Origin of the sequence: Nitrosomonas sp. Nm58, assembly GCF_900107335.1 — a bacterium.
In the GTDB taxonomy this organism is placed as follows: domain Bacteria; phylum Pseudomonadota; class Gammaproteobacteria; order Burkholderiales; family Nitrosomonadaceae; genus Nitrosomonas.
Genome location: NZ_FNPQ01000048.1, coordinates 1 through 15,977 on the forward strand (window position 1 = coordinate 1; position 15,977 = coordinate 15,977).

Here is a 15,977-nt window from a genome sequence, read left to right on the forward strand (position 1 = left end):
CCAACAGTCGTATCGATGAATTGTTACCCTTAACACCGGAGTTCATTAAATCACTAATGCAGAAACAATAATAGGTGGTAGCGTTGAACGCTTACGATCAATATAAAGAACAGTACAGTGTCAAGCCGATCTGCAAGCAAATTCAGATTGCCCCGTCGAGTTACTATGAACACAAAGCGCGCGAACGAGATCCTGATCGATGCCTGATCGCATCAAGCGGGATAAGGAGCTTAAAAGCGACATACAGCGTGTATGGAAGAATAATTTCAAAGTTTATGGCGCCAGCAAAGTCTGGCGGCAGTTGCTACGAGAAGGCATTGTTGCTGCTCGCTGCACCGTTGAACGGCTGATGAAGAAGCTTGAATTGCAAGGTGTCAGGCGCGATAGACAATGTTGAACAACGATTACAGATGACTTACTTGCCCAGCCAACAGATAAAGTTAATCGGCAATTCGCGGCAACCCAGCCAAATCAATTGTGGGTTGCGGACATTGCCTTTGCTGCAAGGTGGACGGAATTTATTTATGTGGCTTTTATCACGGATGTTTTTGCCGTCGGTCGACTAGCGGGTCAGCCGATCCTTGCATACCGATATGGCGCTCGATGCAATGGAACAGGCATAATGGGCGCGGCGGGAAACCAAGGGACCAATCCCATCATAGAGACAGGGTAGCCAATATCTCTCGATTTGCTATACGGAACGTCTGGCAGAAGTCAATATTGAAGCCTCTGTTGGTAGTGTCGGCGACTCTTATGACAATGCGTTGGCCGAAACAATTAATGGATTATACAAAACAGTGGTCATACGGCATCGCGAGCCCTGGCGCACTATTGATGAAGTGGAATTTGCCACTTTGGAATGGGTGGATTGGCCCAACAATCGCCAGTTATTGGAGCCGATTGGAAATATTCCACCGGCTGAATTCGAAATGGCATATTATCGCTAATTAAAGGAGCCAGCTGATGCAGCTTGACTCAGACCTAATAGTCTCCAGAAAACCCCGAGCGATTCACCTCCGTCAAGAGTTGCATGATGTATAAGAACCATGGCTATTATAAGTCAATCCGTAATGCTAATGCTGCAACGAACTGCTAGCACTCAGAATTTCCAAACAGCCTCTTAGACACAGCAATATTGACATTACTCACTACTAATTCGATCTTGTTCATGGACTGTATACTCAATCGCATAGTCTACAATCGCTTATTCTGAAGTTTTATCTACGCGACTCTTGAAATTCGTATACGACTATTCTAATTGATCTATACTTCTAGGGTATTTATCTCTATTAATTCCTGCATGATAAAACGCATCTCTGAATGCACCCTTAATCTTGGAAACTTTTAAAATATCTTAAAGCTCTTCAGCAAGATTAAGTAATTTAATTTTATGCTTTATGATTCGATCGTGAGTGAGCATTATGAGCGTTACCCTTCTTTATGTTTGATTAAAGATTTAGATGTCCATATCAAACTCGATAACGCTCTCTTTTACAAGTATGATGTTAATCTAGATTAAGGCTAATATAAATAGTAATAAAATCTATTTATTAGATTTCATTTAGTTACTCATACAAAGTATAACACTCCATCCTAATAGGAATATTCAAGATATAAACTCTCTAATTCTTTTCATCAAACTCAAATCAAATAGTAGTCTTAATCATTTCTCTGATTAGTTAATGAGTTTTCTTCATGAGAGCGGTCAACAAGCTCGACTATTGCCATAGGTGCATTATCACCCTTTCTATACCCATATTTCAGAATTTTTAAATAACCTCCATTACGAAGCTTGTAACGAGGACCAAAATCTGAAAATAGCTTTACAACCATTTCTCGATCACGCAAACGATCGAAAGCCATTCTTTTATTCACAATACTAGGATCTTTTCCTATAGTAATGAGTGGTTCAACAACTCGTCGCAATTCTTTTGCCTTAGGCAAAGTAGTTTTTATAATTTCGTGACGGAGTAGTGCGTTAGTCATATTGCGAAACATTGCTAATCTATGACTACTTGTACGATTTAATTTTCTTAAACCATTTCTATGACGCATGGCCAGTTTCCTTTCCTTGATTATCAAGATTAGCCGGCGGCCAATTTTCTAATTTCATCCCTAAAGATAAATCTCGTGCAGCCAGAACTTCTTTAATTTCATTAAGTGATTTTCTTCCTAAATTTGGGGTTCTTAATAATTCAGCTTCTGTGCGCTGAATCAAATCACCAATGTAATAAATATTTTCAACTTTTAAACAGTTAGCTGAACGTACGGTTAACTCCAAATCATCAACAGGGCGTAATAGTATAGGATCTATTTGCGGCACCTTAGGTTGCTCTTTAAGAAGAGGTGTAGTTTCGAGCTCGGCAAAAACAGATAGTTGATCTACCAATACTCTTGCCGCGTAGCGTATCGCTTCCTCTGGGTCTACAGATCCATTGGTTTCAATATCAATTACCAATTTATCTAAATCAGTTCGTTGCTCAACGCGAGCATTCTCAACAGTATAACTAACTTTCCTTATTGGACTAAAAGAGGCATCCAATAAAATACTTCCAACTTGACTATCCTTCTCCTCAGTTCTTCGTAAAGTTGCTGGAACATAACCCCGCCCTTTTTCAACTGTAATCTGCATATCTATCTTTCCACCTTTTACTATATGCGCTATAACATGATTAGGGTTGATTATTTCTACATCATGGGTACTTTCAATATCAGCAGCTGTAACAACACCATCAATATGCTTCTTTAATATTAATGTTGATTTAGTATTGTTATGAAGTTTAAATACTATATTCTTTAGATTTAATAGTATATCAATAACATCTTCCTGGATTCCTTCAAGTGCCGAATATTCATGAACAATACCCGCTATACGCACTTCCGTCGCTGCAGTGCCAGGCATAGAGGATAGCAATACTCTTCGTAATGCATTACCTAATGTATAACCATATCCTCGTTCAAACGGTTCCATAATAACCCTAGCTTGAACCGGAGTTATATTTTGCACCTCTATTATTCTAGGTATAAGATACGGACTACTTGACATATAAAAACCCTTAACAAGAAAGACAATATCCAATTATTTTGAGTATAACTCAACTATCAAAGATTCATTGATAGTTGATGACAATTCAGATCTTTCTGGTTTCATTTTATATTTTCCTTTCATAGCCTTAACATCAACATCTAGCCATGCAGGAAATCCACGCTGCTCTGCAGTTTCAAGAGCAGATTTAATTTTAATATGGTTTTTTGCTTTATCAGTAACCTCAATAATATCACCAGGCAGAACTTGATAAGAAGGTATATTAACTCGTCTCCCATTCACTAAAATACAGTTGTGCCTAACTACCTGCCTTGATTCTGATCTAGATGATCCAAATCCCATGTGATATGCAATATTGTCCAATCTACTCTCCAGTAGCTGCAACAAATTTTCGCCAGTTACTCCACGCTTTTTATCAGCTAATCTGTAAATTATTCTAAATTGACGTTCAAGTACACCATAAATTCGACGCACCTTCTGTTTTTCTCTTAACTGCAAGCCATAATCAGAAATTCTACTCTTTTTCTGACCGTGCTGCCCCGGAGCATAATTTCTCCTTTCTATTCCACACTTACTTGAGAAGCATTTATCGCCTTTCAAGAATAATTTTTCTCCTTCTCGACGGCATTGCCGACACTTTGGTTCAAGATTTCTAGCCACTAAATAATCCTCTCAAATTCGACGTTTTTTTGGTGGTCGACATCCATTATGCGGTACAGGAGTAACATCGGATATGCTAGTTATTTTGAATCCTGCTGCATTTAATGATCTTACCGCGGAATCTCTGCCTGGCCCAGGTCCTTTAATACGAACTTCTAAATTTTTTATTCCATATTCATGAGCAATCTTACTAGCTTGTTCAGCCGCAATTTGAGCAGCGAAAGGTGTACTTTTACGTGACCCCTTAAATCCGGCTCCACCGGAGGTTGCCCATGACAATGCATTGCCTTGTCTATCCGAAATCGTAACTATTGTATTATTAAATGACGCATGTATGTGCGCTATCCCTTCAACAATATTTTTTTTGATTTTTTTTCGCAATCTTTGTTGAGTCTTTGCCATTAATCCTTACCTTATATTTACATTTTAAATCGTTTATCGAATATTAGCAGATTTTCGGGGACCCTTTCTTGTTCTAGCGTTAGTTCTAGTACGCTGACCTCTTACTGGCAAACCTCTTCTATGACGTAATCCCCGGTAACATCCCAGATCCATTAATCTTTTAATATTCATTGATATCTCACGCCTCAAATCTCCCTCAACTGTATATTTGGAAATTTTCTCACGTAGTTGATCTAATTGATCTTCTGATATATCTTTTAGCTTAATGAATTCAGCAATCCCTAATTCATTGCATATTTTTTTTGATATTGAATTGCCAATCCCATATATTGCTGTTAAGGCAATTCTCACATGCTGATTATTAGGTATATTAACTCCGGCTATACGCGCCATTTGCTCACCTTGTAATTATTTATTAACCAATACTAAATCATTAGCCTTGTCGTTGCTTATGCCTTGGATCTACACAAACAACCCTTAAAACTCTATGGCGTCTAATTATTTTACAATTCCTGCATATTCTCTTTACAGAAGCGTGCACTTTCAATTGATTGTCCTTTATTTGAATTAGGTGATTTTTCTTACGTAGAGTTCTTAGCTTATTTAGTTCTAAAAGTTATTCTGGCCTTAGTTAAGTCATAAGGTGTTAAATCAACAGTTACTTTATCACCAGGCAAGATACGTATGTAATTCATACGCATTTTTCCCGATATATGTCCTAGAACAATATGACCATTCTCAAGTTTTACTTTAAATGTAGCATTTGGCAATGTTTCAAGTACCTCACCCTGCATTTGAATTGTTTCTTCTTTTGCCATTATTATTGCAACACTCTATTTTGAGATATTAAGATTATTTTTGAAATTAGTTTTCTTAAGCAAACTTTCATATTGAGTTGACATAACATGTGATTGAACTTGCGCCATAAAATCCATAGTTACAACGACTATTATAAGCAAAGAAGTACCACCAAAATAGAAAGGTACGTTCCATTTCAAAATCAGGAATTCAGGCAATAGACAAACCAAGGTAACATAAATTGACCCAGCTAAGGTAAGTCGAAGCATGATACGCTCAATAAATCGAGTTGTTTGCTCTCCTGGTCGAATACCTGGTATAAAAGCACCACTCTTTTTTAGATTATCTGCCGTTTCTTTTGGATTAAAAACTAGTGCGGTATAAAAAAAGCAAAAAAATACAATCATAGCGGCATAAAGCATTACATACATTGGCTGACCAGGAGAAAGTGCACCACTGATATCTTTTAACCAAGTCATTGACTGATCAGTCGAGAGCCAACCAGCTATCGTAGCGGGGAACAGAATAATACTAGAAGCGAAGATAGGCGGTATTACACCAGACATATTCAACTTCAAGGGAAGGTGCGAACTCTGCCCTCCAAATACCTGCTTCCCTACTTGACGCTTAGCATAGTTAACTAATATTTTCCTTTGTCCTCGCTCAACAAAAACCACAAATCCAGTTACACAAATTATCGCTATAAATATACCTAAGGCGATAAGAAAATTCATTGCGCCTGTTCGAACCAACTCAAGAGTTCCACCTATAGCAGCAGGCAAACCAGCCGCTATTCCAGCAAAAATAATGAGTGATATTCCGTTACCTATGCCACGCTCAGTAATTTGCTCTCCAAGCCACATCAAAAAAATAGTCCCGGTTACCAATGTAACAACTGTTGTTACAATAAAAAAAGCACCTGGATCTATTACTAATCCAGGTTGCGCTAGCAATGCCATTGATATTCCATAACTTTGAATTAATGCTAATGCCACCGTCCCATAGCGAGTATATTGTGTTATTTTTCTTCTTCCAGATTCGCCTTCTTTTTTTAGCGCCTCAAGATATGGAATTGCTACACTTCCTAGCTGCATTATAATGGATGCCGAAATATATGGCATTATACCTAATGCAAATATTGAAAAGCGCGATAACGCTCCCCCAGAGAACATATTAAACATACCCAATATGCCTCCTTCCTGCGTATCGAATAAATTCTTCAAAACAACCGGATCTATACCAGGCACGGGTACATGCGCACCAATTCGGTAAACTATTAGCGCAAATAACAAAAACCACAACCTACGTTTTAGATCCGAATATCTATTCGCACTTTTATTAAATTTATTTGCAGCCAATCCAATTCCTTTATTAATTCAACAGTCCCGCCAGCATTAACAATAGCCTTTCTTGCATTCTTTGATATTGTTAATCCTTTTATCATTAAAGCTGTTTTAATTTCTTTATCGTATAAAACTTTTACAGATCGAACAGATTTAGAGATTACTCCAGTCTTCTTTAAATCTTCAATACCATCAATTTTTTCAAATGCATCAGAAATTAAAGAAAGTCTGATTTCTTTAACTAATCTATTGCAAGGGGATTTAAATCCACGTTTTGGCAAGCGTCGATGTAAAGGCATTTGGCCGCCCTCAAAACCTATTTTATGAAAGCCACCTGCTCTGGATTTCTGTCCTTTATGGCCACGTCCGGCAGTCTTACCATTTCCCGAACCAATACCTCTACCCACTCTTTTCCGAGATTTTTTAGTGTCTTCGTTAGATTTTATGTTATTTAAATACATTTGCTACTCAACCTTAACCATATATGCAACCTTATTTAGCATACCCCGAAGCGAGGGACTATCTTGTAATATCGCAACACTGTTAATCTTCTTCAATCCTAGTCCTACAACGATTCGACGATGAGAGTCTCTTTTTCCAATCAGACTCTTAATTAATCTCACACTCAAATTCTTATTATCATTTTCTGTCATTTCGATCCTCCTGTTATTTCCTCTAGATTTTTATTTCTTTTGGAAGCTATCATTGAAGGCGTGCGTATAGACTCGAGTCCCTGTATAGTAGCTCGGATAACGTTATACGGATTAGTTGATCCAATACATTTAGCAAGTATGTTACTTATACCCATAACTTCAAAAATCGCTCTCATCGGCCCACCTGCAATTATACCGGTCCCCTCAGAAGCAGGCTGCATATAAACTTTAGCGGCCCCATGCTTTCCAATCACGGCATGCTGAAGTGTGCCATTTTTTAAGTCAATTTTCACCATTTTACGGCGGGCTTCATCCATAGCTTTTTGTACGGCAACGGGCACCTCTCTTGATTTCCCTTTTCCCATCCCAATTCTACCGTTACCATCTCCCACAACAGTCAATGCTGCAAAAGCTAGGATACGACCGCCTTTCACAACTTTAGTGACACGATTAATTGAAACCATTTTTTCTTTAAGATCATCGGCTTGATTCTCATTTGCCGAGGAAATATTTTGCAGTTTTGAAGCTCTAGACATTAAGATTCCTCATCTCAAAATTTGATACCACCATTTCGAGCACCCTCAGCTAATGCTCTGACCCTACCATGATACTTATATCCAGATCGATCGAAAGCTATAGTATCAATACCAAGCTCTTTAGATTTTTCAGCTAATCTTTGACCAATATATTCAGCAGCTTTTACTGTACCGCCATTTGGTATTTTATTTCTAACTTCGCTCTCAAGTGTTGATGCGCTAACCAGCACCTTATTATTACTGTCATCTATTATTTGTGCATATATATGCTTATTACTGCGATGTACTGATAGCCGGTAAGCTTTAAGCAATGCTATTTTAGCTCGTGTTTCACGTGCTCGACGCAGACGGGATAGCTTAAGGGTTTTCATGTTTTTTTACTATATATTATTTTTTCTTGGTTTCTTTAAGCGTTATAACTTCATCAGAATAACGCACTCCTTTACCTTTGTACGGCTCTGGACGACGAAATGAACGTATTTCAGCCGCAATCTGCCCTACCTGTTGCTTATTAATTCCTTTAATCACAACCTCTGTTTGTGTTGGTGTTTCAACAGTGATTCCACTAGGCATTTTATAAGCAATTGGATGTGAAAAACCGAGACTCATGTTTAATATATTACCAGCAGCCTGAGCACGATATCCCACGCCAATAATATTTAACCGTTTTTCAAAACCGGCAGTTACTCCAGCTATCATGTTGTTAATTAAAGATCGCATCGTTCCTGACAATGAATGCGCATGTTTGGTAGAATTTGTTGAATTAACAAGCAATATATTATTTTCACTAGATATCTTAATATGCTCATTAGATATCTCTTGATGCAACGAACCTAACGGACCCGTAATAACAATTTCACTATTAGATATAGTGACATTCACATTACTCGGCACTTGAATTGGTTTTTTACTGATTCGCGACATTTCATTTACCCCTTAAGCAACAGTACATAGAACCTCGCCACCCACACGGTTCAGTCGTGCTTTTTGTTCAGTCATCACACCTTTCGAAGTTGATATAATTGCAATTCCTAGACCATTCATTACCCGCGGCAATTCGCTACAAGATTTATATACTCTTAATCCAGGACGGCTAATTTTAGATATTTTTTCTATTACAGGATATCCATTGTAGTATTTTAGCTTGATTTCCAAATTTGTTTTTCCTTTATCTACACCTATTTGAAAATCTTCAATATAACCTTCTTCTTTAAGCACCTGGGCGATAGCTTTTTTTAATCGAGAGGAACTCATGAGCACTGAGGATTTTTGAGATAATTGCCCATTTCTTATGCGGGTTAACATATCAGCTATCGGATCCGTTAGACTCATAATTTACACCTATCAAAACCTTCTTGAATTTATCTTAAAATTTATATTAATTGTGTTTTTCAATTACAAAGATAATACTTACCAACTCGCTTTCATGATTCCTGGTATTTGTCCACTCATAGCAAGTTCTCTTAATTTACTTCGCCCCAAACCGAACTTTCGATAATAACCCCTAGCTCTTCCAGTCAGCTCACATCTGTTTCGTAATCTTGTTAAGCTAGAATCTCTTGGCAGCATTTGCAATTTCTTTCTAGCCTCATCCTTTTCCTGATAACTTGCTTCATTATCATTTATGATGAGTGTTAAGGATTTCCTAACACTCAAGTATTTTTTTACGATTTCTTGCCTTTTTAAATTTCTATTAATAATTGCCTTTTTAGCCATCCTAGTCTCAACTTTTAAATGGAAATTTGAAAGCCGCAAGCAATGCCTTTGCTTCCAAGTCAGTCTTTGCCGTAGTCGTAAGAGTAATATTCATTCCTCTCAGTGCATCAATTTTTTCATATTCAATTTCAGGAAAGATAATCTGCTCTTTAATTCCCATGTTATAATTTCCTCTGCCGTCAAATCCCTTACCTGAAATTCCACGGAAATCCCTGATTCTAGGAATAGCAACATTGATTAATCTATCTAAAAATTCGAACATTCTTTTACCACGTAGAGTAACCATACATCCTATGGGATAGCCAACTCTTACTTTAAAAGCCGCGATGGACTTCCTCGCTTTTGTTGTTATTGGCTTCTGACCGCTAATGCTCTCAAGATCATTAAGAGCATTTTCAATTTTTTTCTTATCCGATGTAGCGTCGCCCACACCAATATTAAGCGTTATTTTGGTGATCCGCGGCACTTCCATAACTGATTTATAATTAAATTGAAGCATTAGCTCTTGCTTCACAGTTTGATTATAAAATTCCTGTAGTCTGGCCATTTATTCTATATATCCCCTTATTAAGCGCCAATCAGATCGTTATTAGATTTAAAAATACGTATTTTAATATTATTATCGTTAAATCTATAACCAACCCTATCAGCTTTTTTAGTTGTAGGATTATAGATCGAAACATTTGACACATGTATGGGTTTTTCAAACTCAGATATGCCACCCACTATACCCTTTGATGGATTAGGTTTTACATGCTTCTTCGTCTTATTTAACCCTTGAATTACTACGTAGCTATCGGTCTCATAACGAAGCACTACACCTCGCTTACCTTTATCTTTTCCGCAGCAGATTATAACCTCATCACCTTTCTTTATTTTCTTCATATTAATACCTGAATACTTTCATATTACTTCGGGCGCTAGTGACACTATCTTCATAAACCGCGATGTCCGCAGCTCTCTTGTAACCGGACCAAAAATACGTGTTCCGATAGGCTCTAACTTTGTATTTAGAATTACCGCAGCATTCCCATCAAATTTGATCAACGATCCATCAGATCTCCGAACTCCCTTTGCTGTACGAACAACAACCGCATTATAAACCTCACCTTTTTTTACTCTTCCGCGAGGCGCCGCATCTTTAACAGCAACTTTGATGACATCACCTATACCTGCATATTGCCGCTTAGATCCTCCCAGTACTTTAATACACATTACGGATCGAGCGCCTGTGTTGTCAGCAACATTAAGAATTGTCTGAGGTTGAATCATTGTGTCTTAATCCATGTAGAATAAGTAAAAAAAAACAGTTTGAAATCTTTTTTAATTTAGCATCATCTCGATTTGTAATCGTGTTGCTTATCTTCAAGATAATTTAATAACTCTTTTGTATTTAAATACTGCTTTATATTTGAATTTGATTTAGCCAACTTCCTTTAATTAACGCTCAGCAATTTGATTGCCCGCCATGCTTTTGTTTTGGATACAGGCCTTGTTTCCTGTATTAATACAATATTACCTAAATTAAATTGATCATTTTCATCGTGGGCATGAATTTTTTTTGAACGTGTAATAGTTTTCCCATAAAGAGGATGTTTTATTTTTCGTTCAACTAATACTGTTATTGTTTTACTCATTTTATCACTTACTACTCTGCCGATGAGTGTATTTGGCTTATTATTTATACTCATAACATTTTAATTCTTTGATTAAGTTCTGTTCTAATCCTAGCAATATCTCGCCGAACATTTCGTAATTGAGATACATTTTCAAGCTGTTGTGTAGCATGTCTAATCCGCAAATTAAAATGGCTTCTCAATAATGACATTAATTCGGTTTTTAATTCATCATAATTTTTTTTCTTTAGCTCATTTGCTTTCATTACTTTAATTTCCTATATGCCGGACTATAAAGAGTGTCCTTATTGGCAACTTAGCTGCAGCAAGCCTAAATGCTTCCCTTGCCAATTGCTCATCAACCCCATCCATTTCATATAGCATTTTTCCCGGCCTTATTTCAGATACGTAATATTCAGGATTACCTTTTCCTTTTCCCATCCTAACTTCAGCAGGTTTTTGAGAAATAGGCTTATCAGGAAATATCCGGATCCAAATTCTTCCCCCTCGCTTTATATGCCTTGTCATAGCCCTACGTGCCGCCTCAATCTGCCGGGCCGTTATACGTCCTCGGCCTACAGCCTTCAATCCGTATTCGCCAAAGCTTATTTTATTGCCACAAGTAGCTATCCCAGTATTTCGCCCCTTATGCTGTTTGCGATATTTAGTTCTTGCTGGTTGAAGCATTTTATTTCTTAATCCTTAATTAATTAAAAATATCGTATATTCTAGCCAGAAGAGATTTATAAATTAAAGCCATAAAGCCATATAAGTTATGTTCAAGAAGCTATTTCTTGATTAATTTTATTCGTACGTTTTTTATTTTCCTCTGCTACTAACGGATATGGACTGCTTGTATTTAGATCCCTATTTCTGGCTTCGAGCTGCTCCCCTTTAAATACCCAAACTTTTATTCCAATAATTCCGTAAGTTGTTCTGGCTTCAGAAGTTGCATAATCAACATCTGCCCGCAATGTATGTAGCGGCACTCGCCCCTCCCGATACCATTCTGTCCGTGCTATCTCAATGCCGTTTAGCCGCCCTGAACTCATAATCTTAATGCCATTCGCTCCCAGCCTCATTGCATTTTGTATTGCTCTTTTCATTGCTCTTCTAAACATAATTCTTTTTTCTAATTGTTGAGCAATGTTATCGGCAATCAATTGAGCATCAATCTCTGGTTTTCGTATCTCTTCAATATTTATATGAACAGGAATACGAATCATCTTCTCCAGCTCTTTCCTCAGAATCTCAATATCTTCACCTTTCTTACCTATTACAATTCCGGGCCGCGAACTAAATATAGTTATTCGTGCATTCTTAGATGGCCGCTCAATAACTACCTGTCCGACAGAAGCGTGCGCCAACTTTTTTTGTAGATATTCTCGTACTTTAATATCTTCGTTCAGTAGCTTTGAGAAAGCTCTTCCATGCGCAAACCACTTTGACGACCAATTCTTTAGCACAGAAAGACGAAATCCTGTTGGGTTTATTTTTTGTCCCATAATTTATAGGCAAGCTCTTTTATTTATTAATTATTAATCACTAACTGTTAATAAAATACGACATGTAGGTTTTACTATTCTATTGCCTCGGCCTTTCGCACGAGTGCTTAAGCGCTTTAAAGATGCTCCGCGATCGACCAATATCTGAGAAATGCACAATTCGTCAATATCTGCACCTTCATTATGCTCAGCATTTGCTATAGCTGATTCCAGAATTTTTAATATAATCGCAGATCCCTTTTTTGGACTAAAAGTTAATAACTCAATTGCTTTTGTAACTTGCAATCCTCTGATTTGATCTGCCACTAAGCGACCTTTTTGTGCAGATAGACGTATACTGGGCAATACTGCTGTTGCTTGCATAATTTGTGCTCCTATTTTCTAGACCCGGCTGCTTTTTTATCGCCTGAGTGGCCTTTGAAGGTGCGAGTGAGTGAAAACTCTCCTAATTTATGTCCCACCATATTCTCAGTAATATATATTGGTATATGCTGTCTGCCATTATGCACAGCAATAGTCAAGCCAATAAAATCAGGAACGATCGTTGACCGTCGAGACCACGTCTTAATTGGTTTTTTGTCATTGTTTGTTCGAGCAACGAGTATTTTGTTATAAAGACTTACATCAACAAACGGACCTTTTTTTACAGAACGCCCCATAAAACTTAACCCTTCTTAGAATATCGATGACGTACAATCATGTTATCTGTACGCTTATTTCTTCTAGTACGAAATCCTTTAGTAGGCAATCCCCAAGGACTCACCGGATGTCTACCTGCCGCAGTCTTACCTTCTCCACCACCATGTGGGTGGTCTATTGGATTCATTGCCACACCACGAACTGTTGGTCTAATACCGCGCCATCGCCGTGCTCCAGCTTTTCCTAGCGAAATCAAGCTCTGCTCATCGTTTCCTACAACACCGATTGTAGCCCTACAATCAATATGTATTTTACGTATTTCTCCCGAGCGTAATCGAATTTGTGTATAACTACCCTCACGAGCAAGTAATTGAGCAGATGCTCCTGCAGACCGAACCAACTGAGCGCCCTTTCCAGGCTGTAACTCAATACAATGCACTGTACTACCTATTGGTATATGTCGCAACTGCATTGCATTCCCAGTTTTAATTGGAGCTTTTACTCCGCTTATCAATTTATTGCCAACCTCAATATCTTTAGGAGCAATAATGTAGCGTCTCTCTCCATCCATGTAACACAGCAATGCTATGTTTGCACTACGATTAGGATCGTACTCTATTCTTTCTACATTTGCGAGAATGCCATCTTTATTACGACGAAAATCTATAATTCGGTAATTCCTTTTATGCCCACCGCCTTTATGACGAAGAGTGATGCGTCCACTATTATTACGTCCCGCAGTATTTTGCTTTTTTTCAACCAGTCCAGAATAAGGTTTACCTTTATGCAAATCCTTATTTACAATCCTAATTACTGCGCGCCGACCAGGAGAAGTTGGTCTAACTTTTTCTAAAGTCATTACTTATCCTCTCCCTGTATGAGTTCTGAAAAATTGATTTCCTGTCCTTTTTTGATGCCCACATATGCTTTTTTCCAATTTGATCGCTTCCCTAAGTTTCGACCAAATCTTTTCTCTTTTCCTTTAACATTTGATATTTGCACCTTAGTAACTTCAATTTTTTGAGATTTCCACAGGTACTCAATAGCAGCTTTAATCTCAACTTTATCAGCACTAGGAAGCACACGAAAAACTATTTGGTTATTCTTTTCAGCAATCAATGTAGCTTTTTCAGATATTTGAGGTGCTAGAATAATTTGTAGCGCTCTTTCATGATTGATACTACGCGATCTCATTTTAGCAATTCCTCAATTTTTGTTGCTGCTCCACGACTAATTAGAACATGGCTATGCTTTAATAAGCTTATTGGATCTATGTGCGATACATCAATAACATTTACCATTGGAACATTTCTTGATGATAAATAAAGATTATTATCAATCTCTTCTGTAATAATCAGCACATTAGTTAAATCTAGAGCCCGCAGTTTGTTTATAAACTCCTTTGTTTTTGGAGTATTAACAATAAACTCCTCTATTAAGTGCAACCTATTTTCACTTAGTAAACGGGAAAGAATCGTGCATATCCCCACTCGATACATTTTTCTATTTACTTTATGAGCAAAATTCTCTTGCGGGCTACTAGGGAAGATCCTCCCCCCTCCTCTCCACAAGGGATTGGAAGCAGCGCCTACTCTAGCCCTACCTGTTCCCTTTTGCCTCCAAAGCTTATGCGTAGATTTCGTGATATCTGATCGGCCTTTCTGAGCACGTGTACCACGCCTCGCATTCGACATATATGCTGTTACAATTTGATGAACTAGTGTTTCATTGTAATCCCTTCCAAAAACTGACGCAGAAATTGATATTTCACTAGCCGTTCCATCAAAACCGATACATTTAGCTTCCACTGCTGGCCCCTATTCCTTCACGATTTATTTATTTTTACTGCAAAAAATATATAATCTCTTATTTAACTCTTGCCTTACTCTTGATGCCAGTTCGCAGTAACACTATTGACTCTTTGGCTCCTGGCACAGCACCTTTCACATGAATTAACTCTCTATCAACATCTATACGCAAAATCTCAAGATTCTGAATTGTACATTTCTCGCCACCAAGTCTTCCAGACATTTTCTTTCCTGGAAAAACTCGCCCTGGATCCTGCGCCATACCAATCGAACCGGGAACATTATGTGATTTTGAATTTCCATGACTCGCCCTGTTTGATGAGAAATTATGCCTTTTAATTGTTCCAGAAAAACCCTTACCAATGCTTTTGCTGGTCACATCAACAATCTGACCGACATGAAACATGCCTAACCCTAATCTCATTCCCGCTTTAAACTCATTTAATTCTTCCGGGTTCACACGAAACTCTTTGATAACACGCCCAGCCTCTACTCCAGCATTTGCGAAGTGCCCCTGAATCGGTTTAATTAATCGATTAGCATGTTGCTTTCCATATGTTACCTGTATCGCATTATACCCATCAGTCTCAACTTTTTTAATTTGAGTAACTCGATTATTCGATACTTCCAACACCGTTACAGGCAAACTATCTCCATTATCAGTAAAAATCCTAGTCATCCCTATTTTTTTACCGATCAAACCTATATTCATCAATCTATTCCTTTGCTGAGATCTTTATTGGAAAGCTAGTACTAGCACTATTTTCAATATTTCTTATAGCTCTATAACTTAATCTCTACATCAACGCCTGCAGGCAAATCAAGCTTCATCAACGCATCTACTGTTTTATCAGTTGGATCTAATATATCCATTAAACGTAGATGAGTACGAATTTCAAATTGATCCCGTGATGTTTTGTTCACATGCGGAGAACGCAACACATCAAAGCGCTCAATGCGCGTCGGCAGTGGAACTGGCCCTTTAACAACCGCGCCTGTACGCTTTGCTGTTTCTACAATTTCCATTGCTGATTTATCTATCAATCGGTAGTCAAATGCTTTCAAGCGGATACGTATTTTCTGGTTTTGCATATTAATCCTGGGATAAGTAAGTCATATTCAGATTCCTGAATTAGATCATTATCTTAATTACCAATAACTCTACTCAATAATTTTAGCTACGACACCAGCCCCAACAGTTCTACCACCCTCACGAATTGCAAAACGCAACCCCTCCTCCATCGCAATTGGCGCA

General features: G+C 37.8%; 32 protein-coding genes and 1 pseudogene. 3 read left to right on the forward strand and 30 right to left on the reverse strand.

Translation table 11 applies throughout. The annotated features are described in order from the left end of the window. Window positions 1-199: 199 nt before the first annotated feature. From BLW34_RS17490 to BLW34_RS17500, 3 genes are all read left to right on the forward strand, one after another. Window positions 200-397 (forward strand): IS3 family transposase, encoded by a 198-nt coding sequence (locus BLW34_RS17490; protein WP_090580336.1) that lies wholly within the window; start codon window positions 200-202, stop codon window positions 395-397. A gap of 78 nt (window positions 398-475) precedes the next feature. Next, window positions 476-673, forward strand: a complete 198-nt coding sequence (locus BLW34_RS17495) for a hypothetical protein (protein WP_090580340.1) — start codon at window positions 476-478, stop codon at window positions 671-673. A 46-nt stretch (window positions 674-719) separates the two neighbouring features. After that, complete coding sequence (locus BLW34_RS17500; RefSeq protein WP_371263949.1) at window positions 720-947, forward strand: integrase core domain-containing protein; 228 nt, start codon at window positions 720-722, stop codon at window positions 945-947. Between the two features lie 712 nt (window positions 948-1,659). On the opposite strand, the gene rplQ is transcribed toward BLW34_RS17500, so the two are convergent. From rplQ to BLW34_RS13065, 30 genes and pseudogenes are all read right to left on the reverse strand, one after another. Beyond that, complete coding sequence (gene rplQ, locus BLW34_RS12920; protein WP_090580346.1) at window positions 1,660-2,055, reverse strand: 50S ribosomal protein L17; 396 nt, start codon at window positions 2,053-2,055, stop codon at window positions 1,660-1,662. Then, a complete protein-coding gene (gene rpoA, locus BLW34_RS12925) occupies window positions 2,045-3,046 on the reverse strand; it encodes a DNA-directed RNA polymerase subunit alpha (protein WP_090580349.1) in 1,002 nt (333 codons plus the stop codon). The genes rplQ and rpoA overlap by 11 nt, the downstream gene beginning before the upstream one ends. Before the next feature lie 33 nt (window positions 3,047-3,079). Continuing rightward, complete coding sequence (rpsD, locus tag BLW34_RS12930; protein ID WP_090580352.1) at window positions 3,080-3,706, reverse strand: 30S ribosomal protein S4; 627 nt, start codon at window positions 3,704-3,706, stop codon at window positions 3,080-3,082. A 12-nt stretch (window positions 3,707-3,718) separates the two neighbouring features. Further along, window positions 3,719-4,108, reverse strand: coding sequence for a 30S ribosomal protein S11 (rpsK, locus tag BLW34_RS12935; protein WP_090543800.1), 390 nt, complete (start codon window positions 4,106-4,108; stop codon window positions 3,719-3,721). A gap of 33 nt (window positions 4,109-4,141) precedes the next feature. Beyond that, window positions 4,142-4,501, reverse strand: a complete 360-nt coding sequence (gene rpsM, locus BLW34_RS12940) for a 30S ribosomal protein S13 (RefSeq protein WP_090580355.1) — start codon at window positions 4,499-4,501, stop codon at window positions 4,142-4,144. A gap of 40 nt (window positions 4,502-4,541) precedes the next feature. Beyond that, on the reverse strand, window positions 4,542-4,655 hold the full coding sequence (gene rpmJ / locus BLW34_RS12945; protein WP_090543796.1) for a 50S ribosomal protein L36: 114 nt from the start codon (window positions 4,653-4,655) through the stop codon (window positions 4,542-4,544). A 52-nt stretch (window positions 4,656-4,707) separates the two neighbouring features. Beyond that, the gene (gene infA, locus BLW34_RS12950) at window positions 4,708-4,926 is read right to left on the reverse strand and encodes a translation initiation factor IF-1 (protein WP_090543793.1); all 219 of its coding nucleotides are present in this window, start codon (window positions 4,924-4,926) and stop codon (window positions 4,708-4,710) included. Window positions 4,927-4,941: 15 nt separating this feature from the next. Further along, a complete protein-coding gene (gene secY / locus BLW34_RS12955; RefSeq protein ID WP_090580359.1) occupies window positions 4,942-6,264 on the reverse strand; it encodes a preprotein translocase subunit SecY in 1,323 nt (440 codons plus the stop codon). After that, a complete protein-coding gene (gene rplO / locus BLW34_RS12960) occupies window positions 6,216-6,710 on the reverse strand; it encodes a 50S ribosomal protein L15 (protein WP_090580362.1) in 495 nt (164 codons plus the stop codon). The genes secY and rplO overlap by 49 nt, the downstream gene beginning before the upstream one ends. A 3-nt stretch (window positions 6,711-6,713) precedes the next feature. Continuing rightward, the gene (gene rpmD, locus BLW34_RS12965) at window positions 6,714-6,902 is read right to left on the reverse strand and encodes a 50S ribosomal protein L30 (RefSeq protein ID WP_090580365.1); all 189 of its coding nucleotides are present in this window, start codon (window positions 6,900-6,902) and stop codon (window positions 6,714-6,716) included. After that, complete coding sequence (gene rpsE, locus BLW34_RS12970) at window positions 6,899-7,438, reverse strand: 30S ribosomal protein S5 (protein WP_090580368.1); 540 nt, start codon at window positions 7,436-7,438, stop codon at window positions 6,899-6,901. The genes rpmD and rpsE overlap by 4 nt, the downstream gene beginning before the upstream one ends. Before the next feature lie 14 nt (window positions 7,439-7,452). Then, a complete protein-coding gene (gene rplR / locus BLW34_RS12975; RefSeq protein ID WP_090543783.1) occupies window positions 7,453-7,809 on the reverse strand; it encodes a 50S ribosomal protein L18 in 357 nt (118 codons plus the stop codon). 16 nt (window positions 7,810-7,825) lie between these two features. Beyond that, window positions 7,826-8,362 carry a 50S ribosomal protein L6 gene (gene rplF / locus BLW34_RS12980; RefSeq protein WP_090580371.1) on the reverse strand — a complete coding sequence of 179 codons (537 nt, stop codon included), beginning with the start codon at window positions 8,360-8,362 and terminating at the stop codon, window positions 7,826-7,828. Window positions 8,363-8,374: 12 nt separating this feature from the next. Next, a complete protein-coding gene (gene rpsH / locus BLW34_RS12985) occupies window positions 8,375-8,770 on the reverse strand; it encodes a 30S ribosomal protein S8 (RefSeq protein WP_090580374.1) in 396 nt (131 codons plus the stop codon). Between the two features lie 78 nt (window positions 8,771-8,848). Continuing rightward, entirely contained in the window at window positions 8,849-9,154 is a 306-nt protein-coding gene (gene rpsN, locus BLW34_RS12990) for a 30S ribosomal protein S14 (RefSeq protein WP_090580377.1), read from the reverse strand. A 7-nt stretch (window positions 9,155-9,161) separates the two neighbouring features. After that, the gene (gene rplE / locus BLW34_RS12995) at window positions 9,162-9,701 is read right to left on the reverse strand and encodes a 50S ribosomal protein L5 (RefSeq protein ID WP_090543775.1); all 540 of its coding nucleotides are present in this window, start codon (window positions 9,699-9,701) and stop codon (window positions 9,162-9,164) included. Window positions 9,702-9,721: 20 nt separating this feature from the next. Further along, complete coding sequence (gene rplX / locus BLW34_RS13000) at window positions 9,722-10,039, reverse strand: 50S ribosomal protein L24 (protein WP_090580380.1); 318 nt, start codon at window positions 10,037-10,039, stop codon at window positions 9,722-9,724. Between the two features lie 18 nt (window positions 10,040-10,057). Next, the gene (rplN, locus tag BLW34_RS13005) at window positions 10,058-10,426 is read right to left on the reverse strand and encodes a 50S ribosomal protein L14 (RefSeq protein ID WP_090580383.1); all 369 of its coding nucleotides are present in this window, start codon (window positions 10,424-10,426) and stop codon (window positions 10,058-10,060) included. Window positions 10,427-10,590: 164 nt separating this feature from the next. After that, on the reverse strand, window positions 10,591-10,845 hold the full coding sequence (gene rpsQ, locus BLW34_RS13010; RefSeq protein WP_090543770.1) for a 30S ribosomal protein S17: 255 nt from the start codon (window positions 10,843-10,845) through the stop codon (window positions 10,591-10,593). Next, window positions 10,842-11,036 carry a 50S ribosomal protein L29 gene (rpmC, locus tag BLW34_RS13015; protein WP_090580387.1) on the reverse strand — a complete coding sequence of 65 codons (195 nt, stop codon included), beginning with the start codon at window positions 11,034-11,036 and terminating at the stop codon, window positions 10,842-10,844. Before rpmC ends, rpsQ begins: the two co-directional genes overlap by 4 nt. 4 nt (window positions 11,037-11,040) lie before the next feature. Further along, window positions 11,041-11,457: a 50S ribosomal protein L16 gene (rplP, locus tag BLW34_RS13020; RefSeq protein ID WP_090580390.1), complete on the reverse strand. Its 417-nt coding sequence runs from the start codon at window positions 11,455-11,457 to the stop codon at window positions 11,041-11,043. Between the two features lie 92 nt (window positions 11,458-11,549). Further along, on the reverse strand, window positions 11,550-12,275 hold the full coding sequence (gene rpsC / locus BLW34_RS13025; protein ID WP_090580393.1) for a 30S ribosomal protein S3: 726 nt from the start codon (window positions 12,273-12,275) through the stop codon (window positions 11,550-11,552). A 33-nt stretch (window positions 12,276-12,308) separates the two neighbouring features. Then, window positions 12,309-12,638 (reverse strand): 50S ribosomal protein L22, encoded by a 330-nt coding sequence (gene rplV / locus BLW34_RS13030; protein ID WP_090580396.1) that lies wholly within the window; start codon window positions 12,636-12,638, stop codon window positions 12,309-12,311. An 11-nt stretch (window positions 12,639-12,649) separates the two neighbouring features. After that, entirely contained in the window at window positions 12,650-12,934 is a 285-nt protein-coding gene (gene rpsS, locus BLW34_RS13035) for a 30S ribosomal protein S19 (RefSeq protein WP_090543760.1), read from the reverse strand. A 5-nt stretch (window positions 12,935-12,939) separates the two neighbouring features. After that, the gene (gene rplB / locus BLW34_RS13040) at window positions 12,940-13,773 is read right to left on the reverse strand and encodes a 50S ribosomal protein L2 (protein WP_090580400.1); all 834 of its coding nucleotides are present in this window, start codon (window positions 13,771-13,773) and stop codon (window positions 12,940-12,942) included. Next, window positions 13,773-14,108, reverse strand: coding sequence for a 50S ribosomal protein L23 (rplW, locus tag BLW34_RS13045; RefSeq protein WP_090580403.1), 336 nt, complete (start codon window positions 14,106-14,108; stop codon window positions 13,773-13,775). Before rplW ends, rplB begins: the two co-directional genes overlap by 1 nt. After that, complete coding sequence (rplD, locus tag BLW34_RS13050; RefSeq protein WP_090580406.1) at window positions 14,105-14,722, reverse strand: 50S ribosomal protein L4; 618 nt, start codon at window positions 14,720-14,722, stop codon at window positions 14,105-14,107. The genes rplW and rplD overlap by 4 nt, the downstream gene beginning before the upstream one ends. 58 nt (window positions 14,723-14,780) lie before the next feature. Continuing rightward, on the reverse strand, window positions 14,781-15,434 hold the full coding sequence (gene rplC, locus BLW34_RS13055; RefSeq protein WP_090580409.1) for a 50S ribosomal protein L3: 654 nt from the start codon (window positions 15,432-15,434) through the stop codon (window positions 14,781-14,783). Window positions 15,435-15,505: 71 nt separating this feature from the next. Continuing rightward, on the reverse strand, window positions 15,506-15,814 hold the full coding sequence (gene rpsJ, locus BLW34_RS13060; protein ID WP_090580412.1) for a 30S ribosomal protein S10: 309 nt from the start codon (window positions 15,812-15,814) through the stop codon (window positions 15,506-15,508). 69 nt (window positions 15,815-15,883) lie between these two features. Further along, window positions 15,884-15,977 (reverse strand): annotated as a pseudogene (locus BLW34_RS13065) (elongation factor Tu); the annotation flags it as partial.